This is a genomic window from Enterobacter sp. HSTU-ASh6 (assembly GCF_026319105.1).
Classification (GTDB): Bacteria; Pseudomonadota; Gammaproteobacteria; order Enterobacterales; family Enterobacteriaceae; genus Enterobacter; species Enterobacter sichuanensis.
Genome location: NZ_WSPD01000015.1, coordinates 57,534 through 69,837 on the forward strand (window position 1 = coordinate 57,534; position 12,304 = coordinate 69,837).

The 12,304-nt window shown below is 60.9% G+C and carries 6 protein-coding genes; 4 read left to right on the forward strand and 2 right to left on the reverse strand.

The annotated features are described in order from the left end of the window. Nucleotides 1-4: 4 nt before the first annotated feature. From nirB to GM298_RS17525, 3 genes are all read left to right on the forward strand, one after another. The gene (gene nirB / locus GM298_RS17515; RefSeq protein ID WP_266154773.1) at nt 5-3,994 is read left to right on the forward strand and encodes a nitrite reductase large subunit NirB; all 3,990 of its coding nucleotides are present in this window, start codon (nt 5-7) and stop codon (nt 3,992-3,994) included. Beyond that, a complete protein-coding gene (locus GM298_RS17520; protein ID WP_266154774.1) occupies nt 3,991-6,468 on the forward strand; it encodes a nitrate reductase in 2,478 nt (825 codons plus the stop codon). Before nirB ends, GM298_RS17520 begins: the two co-directional genes overlap by 4 nt. 124 nt (nt 6,469-6,592) lie before the next feature. After that, a complete protein-coding gene (locus GM298_RS17525; RefSeq protein WP_266154775.1) occupies nt 6,593-7,999 on the forward strand; it encodes a YchO/YchP family invasin in 1,407 nt (468 codons plus the stop codon). 3 nt (nt 8,000-8,002) lie between these two features. Here GM298_RS17525 and narL read toward each other — a convergent pair whose 3' ends face one another. Together narL and narX are read right to left on the reverse strand one after the other, a co-directional pair. Further along, a complete protein-coding gene (narL, locus tag GM298_RS17530; RefSeq protein ID WP_008499531.1) occupies nt 8,003-8,653 on the reverse strand; it encodes a two-component system response regulator NarL in 651 nt (216 codons plus the stop codon). Then, nucleotides 8,646-10,442, reverse strand: a complete 1,797-nt coding sequence (gene narX, locus GM298_RS17535; RefSeq protein WP_266154777.1) for a nitrate/nitrite two-component system sensor histidine kinase NarX — start codon at nt 10,440-10,442, stop codon at nt 8,646-8,648. The genes narL and narX overlap by 8 nt, the downstream gene beginning before the upstream one ends. Nucleotides 10,443-10,751: 309 nt before the next feature. Between narX and GM298_RS17540 the strand changes: the two genes are divergently transcribed. Beyond that, nucleotides 10,752-12,146 (forward strand): NarK family nitrate/nitrite MFS transporter, encoded by a 1,395-nt coding sequence (locus GM298_RS17540; protein WP_095449167.1) that lies wholly within the window; start codon nt 10,752-10,754, stop codon nt 12,144-12,146. The last annotated feature ends 158 nt before the right edge of the window (nt 12,147-12,304 follow it).

The following is a 12,304-nucleotide window of genomic DNA, read 5'->3' on the forward strand; positions in this document are numbered from 1 at the left end:
AGCCATGACGCGACTGATCGTTATCGGCAATGGCATGGCAGCAACGCGGCTGATCGCCTCGCTGACCGCGCGTGCTCCCGGTCGCTTCGCGATTACCGTGCTGGGCGATGAGCCTGTACACGCCTACAACCGCATCCAGCTCTCGCCGGTGCTGGGTGGGGAAAAACAGGCGGAACAGATCCGCCTGCAGGATGACGCCTGGTATGAGGCCCGCGGTGTGACGGTTATAAGGGGGGAAAAGGTGCTCGCGGTAGATGTTGAGAAGCGGCTGATCCGTACGGCACAAACCACGCTGGCCTGGGAGGAGCTGGTGTTTGCCACCGGATCAACGCCCGTTGTGCCGCCTATCCCTGGCGGGGATGCCTCTCACGTCTTTACCTTCCGTCGGCTGACGGACATCGGCGCGATTCAGGCTATCCCGGGCCCGGTGGTGGTGCTGGGCGGTGGGGTGCTCGGCGTTGAGGCTGCCGCCGCGCTTGCCAGTACCTGTGACAACGTCACGCTGGTACATCGCGGTGCGTGGTTAATGGAACAGCAGCTGGACCAGCAGGCTGGCGTCCTGCTGGAAGAGGCGCTGGCAGCGCGCGGGGTGCGCTGCGCACTTTCGTCCGGGATTGCATCCATTGCGGCGGAGTCGGTCACGCTGTCTGACGGCAAGCGGATTCGCGCCACCCGCGTGGTGTTGGCCACTGGCGTTCAGCCCAACATCTCGCTGGCCAAAGCCAGCGGCGTTCGCTGCGCCCGCGGCATTTTGGTGAATCCGCAGATGCAGACCTCCGCGGCGAACGTCAGCGCCATTGGCGAATGCTGTGAAATCGACGGCCAGACGTTTGGCCTGGTGGCGCCCTGTCTGGCGCAGGCGGATATCCTCGCCGCCCGGCTGGCCGGGGAAGCCGTAGCCTCTTTTGCCCCAACGGACAGCGGGATGCGGCTCAAGGTGACGGGCATCGAACTGTTTACCGCCGGTCGCGCCTCAGTGCAGCCGGAGGACGTGGTCTGGAGCGCATGGGATCCCCTCACGCGCCACTACCGACGCCTATTGATTCACCGCGGTGCGCTGGCTGGCGTGCTGCTGATGGGGGACTGCCGCAGCGCGGCAACCTTTACCGATTTACTGGCAACGGCTGCGCCCGCCCATGCGGACTGGCTGTTCGATCGTTTCACTACGCAACCGCAGGTTGCAGGACAGAACGCTATGACAAAACCTACACTGGTGGTGGTTGGGCACGGTATGGTCGGCCACCATTTCCTCGAAGATTGCGTTAGCCGCAATCTGCATCAGCAGTATCAGATTGTTGTCTTTGGCGAGGAGCGCTATGCCGCCTATGACCGCGTGCATCTGTCGGAATATTTCGGCGGCCGCAGCGCGGCGTCGCTCTCGCTGGTGGAAGGGGATTTCTTTGCCGACCACGGCATTGAGCTGCGCCTGTCGCAGCAGATCGTTGCACTCGATCGCGATGCACACGTGGTGCGCACCGCCAGCGGGCATGAAACCCACTGGGACAAACTGGTGCTGGCGACTGGCTCATACCCGTTTGTTCCGCCCGTTCCGGGTAACGATTTACCGGGCTGTTTTGTCTACCGCACCCTTGACGATCTGGACGCGATTGCGGCGCATGCGGCGGGCTCTCGCCGCGGGGTGGTGATTGGCGGCGGGCTGCTGGGTCTGGAGGCGGCAAATGCGCTGAAGCAGCTCGGGCTTGAAACCCACGTGGTGGAGTTTGCGCCCAACCTGATGGCGGTCCAGCTCGACAACGACGGCGCGGCAATGCTGCGCAGGAAAATCGAGGCGCTGTGCGTCAGCGTTCACACCAGCAAAGCGACGACGGAAATCGCCCCTTCGGACGGCGGGCTGGTGCTGCGCTTTGCGGATGGAGAACAGCTGGAAACGGACATGGTGGTCTTCTCTGCGGGCATACGTCCGCAGGACGCGCTGGCGCGCAGCAGCGGGCTGGCTATCGGCGAGCGTGGCGGGATCAGCATTGACGATCGCTGTCAGACCTCCGACCCGAACGTATTTGCCATCGGCGAATGCGCTCTGTGGGAGGGGAAAATCTTTGGTCTGGTCGCGCCCGGCTACCAGATGGCGCGGGTGGCCGCCGCTGCGCTGGTGGGAGAGGATAAAACATTCACTGGCGCGGATATGAGCACCAAACTCAAGCTGCTGGGCGTGGACGTCGCCTCGTTCGGCGACGCTCACGGGCGCACGCCGGGTGCGCTGAGCTACCAGTGGACGCACGGCCCGCAGCAGATCTACAAGAAAATGGTGGTGAGCCACGACGGAAAAACGCTGCTCGGCGGCGTGCTGGTCGGCGATGCCAGCGAATACGCCACGCTGGTGCAGATGATGCTCAACGGCATCGCCCTGCCAAAAGAGCCGGAGACGCTGATTTTACCCGCATCGTCAGGCAGTGCGCCAAAAGCGCTCGGCGTGGCGGCGCTGCCGGAAAGCGCGCAAATCTGCTCCTGCCATAACGTCAGCAAAGGCGATATCTGCCGGGCGGTGAGTGCCGGTGCGACGGACATCGGCGCCGTCAAGCAGTGCACCAAAGCGGCAACCGGCTGCGGCGGGTGCAGCGCGCTGGTGAAGCAGGTGATGGAGTGCCAGCTGGCCGAGCAGGGCGTGGAGGTGAAAAAGGATATCTGCGAACACTTCCCGTACTCGCGCCAGGAGATTTACCACCTGGTGCGCGTCAACCATATTCGCACCTTCGACCAGCTGATTAGCCGCTACGGGCAGGGGCACGGGTGTGAGATCTGCAAGCCGCTGGTGGGCTCAGTACTGGCCTCCTGCTGGAATGAATACCTGCTGAAACCGTCACACCTGCCGCTGCAGGACACCAACGACCGCTACTTTGCCAACATCCAGAAGGACGGCACTTACTCCATCGTGCCGCGGATGCCCGCAGGGGAAGTGACGGCAGACGGGCTAATTGCTATCGGTCAGATTGCCAAACGCTACAACCTGTACAGCAAAATCACCGGCGGCCAGCGTATCGACCTTTTCGGCGCCACCCTTGATCAACTGCCGGCGATCTGGCAGGTGCTGGTGGAGGCCGGGTTTGAAACCGGGCACGCTTACGGCAAATCCCTGCGCACGGTGAAATCCTGCGTCGGGTCGACGTGGTGTCGCTACGGCGTGCAGGACTCCACCAGCCTCGCGGTCAGGCTGGAGCACCGCTACAAAGGCCTGCGCGCGCCGCACAAAATCAAAATGGCCGTCTCAGGCTGTACCCGCGAATGCGCAGAGGCGCAGAGTAAAGACGTCGGGGTCATCGCCACGGACAAAGGCTGGAACCTCTATCTGTGCGGCAACGGCGGTATGAAGCCGCGCCACGCGGATCTCTTTGCCAGCGATCTTGATGATGAAACGCTGATCCGCACCGTCGATCGCTTCCTGATGTTTTACATCCGCACGGCGGATCGCCTGCAGCGCACCAGCACCTGGATGGACAACCTGGAAGGCGGTCTCGACTACCTGCGGGAGGTGATTCTCGACGACAGCCTGGGCATTGCTCACGAGCTGGAGCAGGAGATGGCCCGGGTGGTGGAAACCTACCAGTGTGAATGGCAGACCACGCTTAACGATCCCAACCGCCTGGCGCTGTTCCGCAGCGCCGTGAACGACACCGCCGCGGAGAACAACAAGCGCTGGCAGGAAATTTGCGGCATCGACGACATCCCGGAGCAGGCGGGCATTGGCGCGCGGCTTGGGCGTAAGCCAATTGCGCTGTTCCGCTTTGGTGAGTTCGTCTATGCCCTCGACGATCGGGAGCCGGGCAGCAGTGCGAACGTGCTCTCCCGCGGCATTCTTGGCGATGCGGCGGGCGAGCCGGTGGTGATTTCGCCGCTCTACAAACAGCGTATTCGCCTGCGCGACGGCTGTCAGGTGGATAACGGCGAACCTGCGGTTCGTGCCTGGCCGGTGAAAATTGAAGACGGCAAAGTGTGGGTTGGCAACGATGCCCTGGTGTTGCGCGCGGAGGCCTCATGATGGAAACCCGGACAACGTGCCCCTACTGTGGGGTCGGCTGCGGCGTGGTCGCCCGCGTGGAAGGTGAAACGGTAAGCGTTCGGGGGGATGAAAGCCATCCTGCGAATTTTGGCCGCCTGTGCGTGAAGGGATCGGCCCTGGGAGAAACGACGGGTCTGCAGGGGCGGTTGCTGCACCCCGTGGTTGACGGTGTTGAAGGGGACTGGACGCAGGCGCTGGGCGCGGCTGGCGAGCGGTTGCGGGCGATCATCGACACCTGGGGGCCGCAGGCGGTGGCCTTTTACGCCTCCGGGCAATTGCTCACGGAGGATTACTACGCCGCCAATAAGTTGATGAAGGGGTTTATCGGCGCGGCGAACATCGATACCAACTCCCGGCTCTGTATGTCGTCGGCAGTGGTGGGCTATAAACGCGCCTTCGGTGAAGACGTCGTGCCGTGCAATTACGAGGATGTGGAAAACAGTGACCTGGTGGTGCTGGTTGGCTCAAACGCGGCCTGGACGCATCCGGTGCTGTACCAGCGGCTGGTGCAGGCGCGGCACGCCAGTCCCGAGATGAAAGTGGTGGTCATTGACCCGCGCAGAACCGCCACCTGTGATATTGCCGACCTGCATCTGGCGCTCGCCCCCGGGAGCGACGCCGGGCTGTTTGTCGGTCTGCTGGATGTGATTCAGGGTACGGACGCGTGGCCGGTATCCCGCGTGGCGGCGTTTTGCGGCCTCACGCCGCAGGAGATTGCCACCTTTTACGACTGGTTTATGACGGCGCCCCGGGTCATCACGCTCTACACCATGGGGATCAACCAGTCTTCCAGCGGCAGCGACAAATGCAGCGCCATCATTAACGTTCATCTTGCCAGCGGGAAATTTAACCGTCCGGGCTGCGGCCCGTTCTCGCTTACCGGCCAGCCAAACGCGATGGGCGGAAGGGAAGTGGGCGGGCTGGCGAATCAACTGGCGGCGCACATGAACTTCGAGCCGGACGATCTTTCGCGGGTGGCGCGTTTCTGGGGAACGGAGCGGCTGGCGCAAACTCCGGGTCTGATGGCGGTAGAGCTGTTTGACGCCATCGCCCGCGGCGAGGTGAAAGCGGTGTGGATCATGGGCACCAACCCTGCCGTCTCGCTGCCGGACAGCCACGTGGTGTGCCAGGCGCTGGCGAACTGTCCGCTGGTGATTGTCTCTGAGGTGATGAGAGATACCGACACCAGCCGCTTCGCCCATATTCGCTTTCCGGCGCTGGGCTGGGGAGAAAAAGAGGGAACGGTGACGAACTCGGAGCGGCGTATTTCCCGCCAGCGCGCGTTTCTGCCAGCGCCGGGCGAAGCGAAGCCGGACTGGTGGATTGTCGCGCAGGTGGCGAAACAACTGGGGCACGGTGACGCCTTTGCCTGGCAGCATCCCCACGAGATTTTTTGCGAGCATGCGGCGCTGACGGCCTTTGAAAATGACGGCGCGCGGGCGTTAAACCTTCACGATCTGGCTACGCTGACCCGTGATGCGTGGGATCAGCTTGAGCCTTATCAGTGGCCGACGGGGGATTTTCCGCGCCGGAACATCGTTCCGGTTACCCCTCAGCCGCACGGTGCGACGGTCAGCGCATTCTACCCGCTGATCCTTAACACCGGGCGCATTCGCGACCAGTGGCACACCATGACCCGCACGGGATATGTGGCCAGACTGATGCAGCATATCGCCGAACCGTTTGTTGAGGTTTGCCCTGCAGACGCCGCTCGGTTCTCCCTGTGCGACGGCCAGCTGGCGCGCATCAGCTCGCCGCGCGGCGTGATGGTGGCCCGAGTGTGCGTCCGAGACGGTCAGCGGGAAGGTGAGGTTTTTGCCCCGATGCACTGGAACGCGCAGTTTTCCCGTCAGGGAAAGGTGAATGCGCTGGTGGAAGGGCGCTGCGATCCGGTTTCGGGCCAGCCGGAGAGTAAACAAACCGCCGTCAGGATCATGCCCTGGCAGCCCGCCTGGCAGGGAGAACTGTATGCCCGTGCGCTACCGGAGCTGCCGCCATCGGCGCACGGGTGGCGTAAAGCCTCACGCCTGACGGTGGCGGGGGATACGCCGCTGTTCTCCTGGGTCGCGGATTACGCCCGCGCCCGCGGCTGGCAGTTGCAGACTGCGCAAACGGATGCACGCAGCAGCGTACTGGCCTGGCATGAAGGCCAGCTGATGCTCGGGTTCTGGGAAGGTACCGCGTTACCGGCGCTGGCGCATACGGTCATCGAGGCCGCTTTTCAGTCCCCACCCCTGACGCCTGCTGCGCGCCATGCGCTGCTGAACGGGCAGGGCGTGGGGAAGCACCGCGATCCGGGGCGCATTATCTGCACCTGTTTCAGCGTTGGGGAAAATACGATACGGGAGGCGATTGCCGGAGGCTGTGATTCCGTCAGCGCGCTGGGGGCGAAGCTGCGCTGTGGTACTAACTGCGGTTCGTGCGTGCCGGAGCTGAAAGGGCTGTGTGGATAGGGTGTAAGGGCGACAATCTGTTTCAGGATAATCCTGAAATGTCCGCCAGGACTGCATTTCAGGGCTTATCGCGTTAACATAATAAGAGTTTATTCATAAACACAGGTTCTTATTGACGACGCTGATGGCTGTACCGTCCCGCTTTCGTTTGCTGTTTTTACTCTCCTTTCTTACGGTCGGAGCCGTTCACGGTGCGCCGAATTCCTTTATGCATCAGGCTCTGAATCCCTTTGATAATAACGGGGACAGTTTGCCCGACCTCGGTATGGCGACGCCCACAGGAGAGGGGGAAAAACACCTGGCCGAAATGGCGAAAGCCTTTGGCGAAGCCAGTATGACCGACAACGGCCTGACAACCGGCGAGCAGGCACGTCAGTTTGCCTTTGGTCAGGTGCGCGACGCGGTGAGCGGCGAAGTGAACCAGCAGATTGAGTCCTGGCTGTCGCCCTGGGGGAACGCCAGCGTGAACGTGCTGGTGGATAACGAGGGCAAATTCAACGGCAGCAGCGGGAGCTGGTTTATCCCCTGGAACGATAACAACCGCTACCTGAGCTGGAGCCAGCTTGGCCTGACGCAGCAGACGGATGGTCTGGTCAGTAACGCCGGCATCGGGCAGCGCTGGATCGCCGGGAAATGGCTGCTGGGCTATAACACCTTTTACGATAATCTGCTGGATGAAAACCTGCAGCGTGCCGGGCTGGGCGCGGAAGTGTGGGGGGAAAATCTGCACCTGTCGGCGAACTATTATCAGCCCTTTGCCAGCTGGCGTGAGCGCTCGGACATTCAGGAGCAGCGCATGGCGCGCGGATATGACGTGACGGCCAACGCCTGGCTGCCGTGGTTCCATCACCTGAATACCAGCCTCAGCGTTGAGCAATATTTTGGTGATAACGTCGACCTGTTCAATAGCGGCACCGGCTATCACAACCCGGTGGCAGTCAACCTGGGACTTAACTATACCCCCGTTCCGCTGGTGACGTTGACCGCCGCGCATAAGCAGGGTGAGAGTGGCGAGAGCCAGAATAACCTCGGGCTGAAGCTCAACTACCGCTTTGGCGTGCCGCTGGCCAAACAGCTTTCAGCCAGTGAAGTCGCCGCCACGCGCTCCCTGCGCGGAAGCCGCTATGATTCGCCGGAGCGCAACAGCCTGCCGGTGATTGAGTTCCGCCATCGCAAAACGCTGTCCGTCTGGCTGGCCACGCCGCCGTGGGATCTGAAAGGGGGCGAAACCGTCATGCTGAAGCTGCAGATTCGCAGCACGCACGGCATCCGCCAGATCCACTGGCAGGGGGATACGCAGGCGTTGAGTCTGACATCGCCGGCTAAAAGCAACAGCAGCGACGGCTGGAGCGTGATCATGCCTGCCTGGGATGACCGGGAAGGGGCGTCAAACCGCTGGCACCTGTCGGCGGTTGTGGAAGATGAGAAAGGCCAGCGCGTCTCGTCTAATGAAATCACGCTGACCGTGGTGCAACCGCTGGTCGCATTGCCTGACGACGACCCGCGCTGGAAGCTGCTGCCGGATGAATAACCCTTAAAAAATGCGTTCCTGGTGAACCCATACCGCGGCTTCCACGCGCGATTTTAGCTTCATTTTCTTCAGCATATGCTTCACATGCACTTTGACCGTGCTTTCGGTGATATCCAGGCGGCGGGCGATCATTTTGTTCGGCAGCCCCTGGGCAATGAGCTTGAGAATATCGCGCTCGCGCGGGGTTAACTGGCTGACGTCACGGTCCGAGGTGGCGCGGTTTGCCCGCAGGCTGGCGGCGAGGACCGGCGTTAAGGCTTCGCTGAGCACCATCTCGCCCGCCGCCGCCTGCTGCAGTGCCTTAAGCAGATCTTCCGGCTCCATATCTTTCAGCAGATAGCCATCCGCCCCGCGCTTGAGCGCCGTGACCACATCCTCTTCGTGGTTCGACACGCTAAAGACGACAATGCGCCCGGAGAGCGATTTTTCCCGCAGCTTGTCGAGGGTTTCCAGACCGTTCATGCCCGGCATATTCAGATCGAGCAGGATCAGATCGGGATCGAGGGATTCGGCAAGCTCAATGCCCTGTTCGCCGTTGCTGGCTTCGCCGACCACGGTGATATCGGGTGCCATGCTGACCAGCTGTTTCACGCCAGTACGCAGCATCGGATGGTCGTCGATCAGCAGGATGGATGCCGGTTCCTGATTAGTCATGGGTATCTCCTTGAGCAATTGTGAGCGGTTTCTCGGGAATAAAGGTGACGACAACTTCCGTGCCACCCGTCTCTCTCCGGCGAACCTGGCAATCACCGCGCAGGCTTTGGGCGCGGTCTCGCATAATAATTAAACCATAGTGGTTCGTGCGTTCGGCATTTTCCGGCACGCCGCGGCCGTTGTCGTGAACCGTCAGCTTCACCTGATTGTTGTGCTGGCTGACGGTGACCGTTACCGCCGTCGCGCCGGCATGCTTAAGCACGTTGCTCAGCGCTTCGCGGGCGATCTGCAGTAAATGGATGGCCTGATGGGAGGGGACAAACCGCGGCGGCAGCTGGTAATCCAGCTTCACCGGGAACCCCAGCCGGGCGCTAAATTCGTGACAGCTGGCTTCCAGCGCCGGGCGCAGGCCCGGCTCGGTCAGCTGCAGACGGAAGGTGGTCAGCAGCTCGCGAAGCTGGATCCAGGAGGTATTCAGCTCGTTGCGGATCTGGCTCAGCAGCTGCTTGTTGCTTTCCGGCATCTCAGCATCCTGCATCTGCAGGCAACTGACCTGCATTTTCATACAGGAGAGCGACTGGGCGATGGAGTCGTGCAGTTCGCGGGCGATGGTCGCGCGCTCTTCCATGACGATCAGCTGCTGCTGTTTTTCCTGATGCCTGTCGAGCGCCAGCGTGGCCGTTAACTGTTCCACCAGCGTATCCACCAGCTGCTGCTGGTCGTGGCTCAGGTGGCGTCCGGTTGGCAGGGTGGCCAGCAGAATGCCGTACTGGGTGTGGCTGTCCGTCAGACGCCACTTCAGGGTGGTGCCGCCGGAGGTCAGCGGCGGCAGGCCGCGAGGGCAAAGATGGCAGCCTTTGTCATCGCAGGACATATCCGACTGACAGGTAAATTCCTGATGGTTCTCTTCGTCTTCCACATCGTAGACCCGCAGCTCCAGGTCGCGCAGCAGGGTCAGATTTTGCAAACCGTTCAGCACCGGCGAGAGACGTTCGCATAACGGCACCTGCATGTGCAGGCGGCGGTTGGCCTGCCACAGGAAGGAGAGGATCTCGTTTTTCTGCTCAAGGCCCGCCGTTTTTTCCTGCACGCGCTGTTCCAGCACCGCGTAGCTCTCGGAAAGCTCTGCCGACATGGTGTTGAGCGCCTGGCCGAGCATCGCCATCTCGTTGCGTCCGCTGATGTGCGTGCGCTGGGTGAAATCGCGCGCGGTGACCGCGCGGGCCATCGCCAGCAGCTGTTTCCAGGGATTCAACAGCCGGGCGCGAAGCCAGACGATAGTGAAGATCAGCAGCAGCCCCATAAACAGCGCCATTGCCCGGTGCACCATTACCACCCGGTCGATGCGTAGTTCGGTGGTCTGGTCGAACGCGGAGACCAGCGCGTCAATGCGTGTAACGAACCCCGCCACGTCCTGGGCTACCGCCTCTGTACTGTGCGCCTGTTTCAGGCCCGGCTGCAGTTGGGTGTGCCAGTACCCCTGAAGGGCTTTAAGCTGGGATTGTTGACCGGCGCGAATGGCGGCATTTCCCAGCTCGGGGCTGAACGCGGTGCGCTCCATTTCATCAATTAAGGGCCGATCGGCCTGCGTCAGGGGAACCGATGCCAGCAGGCGATAACTCTGCATGCGTAGTGAGCCTGCCTCATTAATGGCATGCGCATTACCCTGTACCCCCTGTACCAGCCAGCCGGAGATCGCCATGCCGGTCACGCCAATGGCGGTGGACAGCAAAACAATCAGGGCGAGCTGATTCACGAGCGTCAGCGGAGATAAACATCTTTTTAACATAGAGTTGGCGTGCTCCTGACGTGGCCTGCTTGCAGGAATGGCGCTATTCTGGTGCATACCCTGGAGTATACCCATACCAATAAAGGATTACCCCTAAATTGCCAACGGAGTAGGGGGCAGAACGCGGGGGTGGCAGGAACGCGTCAGCGCCGTGAAAAACCACGTCTTTTTTGTCGAATTAGCCTACTCACTAAGGATAAGCCCTTTTTTTGTGCCGCAAATCCTCCCACTTTTCCTTTGATTTATATCAACTTACCGCCGCTCTAAAACCCTAATGTTTGCAGCATCATTCGAGAATCAGAGGTGTCTATGAGTCACTCATCCGCTCCCGAAAGGGAAAGTGGTGCCGTTATTACAGACTGGCGTCCAGAGGATCCGGCGTTCTGGCAACAGCGCGGCCATCGTGTTGCAAGCCGGAATCTGTGGATTTCCGTTCCGTGCTTGCTGTTAGCGTTTTGCGTATGGATGTTGTTTAGTGCAGTGGCGGTCAACCTGCCGAAAGTTGGGTTTACGTTTACGACCGATCAGCTGTTTATGTTGACGGCGTTACCGTCGCTGTCGGGTGCGCTGCTGCGTGTCCCTTACGCGTTTATGGTACCGGTCTTTGGCGGTCGTCGCTGGACGGCGTTCAGCACGGGCATCATGATCGTTCCTTGCGTCTGGCTCGGCTTCGCGGTGCAGGATACCTCCACGCCGTTCAGCGTGTTCGTGATTATCTCTCTGCTGTGCGGCTTTGCCGGGGCGAACTTCGCCTCCAGTATGGCAAACATCAGCTTCTTCTTCCCGAAAGCGAAGCAGGGCGGTGCGCTGGGCATTAACGGCGGTCTGGGGAATATGGGTGTCAGCGTGATGCAGCTGATTGCGCCGCTGGCGATTTCGGTTTCCATTTTTGCGGCCTTTGGCGGCGGTGGCGTTGAGCAGGCGGATGGTTCATCCCTGTACCTGCAAAATGCGGCCTGGATTTGGGTGCCGTTCCTGGTGGTGTTCACCCTTGCAGCCTGGTTCTTTATGAATGACCTGTCCGCGTCGAAAGCGTCGCTGAGCGAACAGCTGCCGGTGCTGAAGCGTGGGCACCTGTGGGTGATGGCGCTGCTGTATCTGGCCACCTTCGGTTCGTTTATCGGTTTCTCTGCGGGCTTCGCCATGCTGTCGAAAACGCAGTTCCCGGAAATTCAGATCCTGCACTTTGCCTTCTTCGGGCCGTTTATTGGTGCCCTGGCGCGTTCCGTTGGCGGCATGATCTCTGACCGTCTCGGCGGGACGCGCGTAACGCTGGTTAACTTCGTCGTGATGGCGGTCTTCTGTGCGCTGCTGTTCCTGACGCTGCCGGCAGACGGACAGGGCGGTAACTTCATCGCTTTCTTCGGGGTGTTTATGGTGCTGTTCCTGACGGCCGGGCTGGGGAGTGCGTCCACCTTCCAGATGATCTCCGTGATCTTCCGTAAGCTGACCATGGATCGCGTGAAGGCGCAGGGGGGAAGCGAAGAGCAGGCCATGCGTGAAGCGGCGACCGATACGGCGGCGGCACTGGGCTTTATCTCTGCGATTGGCGCGATCGGCGGCTTCTTTATCCCGAAAGCGTTTGGTATTTCGCTGGAGCTGACCGGCTCTCCGGCGGGCGCAATGAAAGTTTTCCTTGTCTTCTATATCGCCTGCGTCGTGATCACGTGGCTGGTATATGGGCGTAATACTAAGAAAAAATAAGTAAGTGTGATTATCCGTTTACGCGGCCTTCGGGTCGCGTTTTTTTTGCTGATAATTAGTTACAACATACTGAAAGAGGCGCAGAGGAAACCAGCGGGTAACACTGTGATCGCCATCGCTTTACAGGGGGGTCTACCCCTTAATACCTGAGATGTTAA